Annotated in this window: 1 protein-coding gene; it reads right to left on the bottom strand. The window is 71.7% G+C overall.

Going from position 1 to position 237, the window contains the following annotated elements; translation table 11 throughout:
• Positions 1 to 237, bottom strand: a 237-nt coding sequence (locus AC5RT3_RS20720; RefSeq protein WP_494125120.1) for a hypothetical protein, incomplete at both ends; no start/stop codon positions are given.

The raw sequence follows: 237 nt of genomic DNA, 5'->3' as shown, positions 1-237 counted from the left end.
CTGCCGGGTTGGTGGAGGCGAGCAGGGGGGAGTGGCCGTCGGCGTGCTGGAGGCCTTCGCCGGTGAGGGTGGTCCGTCCTGCGGTGGCGCCGATGATGAAGCCGCGGGTCATCTGGTCCGCGGCTGCCCAGAAGGCGTCGCCGGTGCGCTGGAAGCCGAACATGGAGTAGAAGACGTAGACCGGGACCAGGGGCACGCCGTGGGTGGCGTAGGCGGTGCCGGCGGCGGTGAAGGCTG

The sequence above is a fragment of the Arthrobacter sp. Y3221159 genome (assembly GCF_059089885.1).
This window is presented reverse-complemented; position numbering and strand designations above follow the sequence as displayed.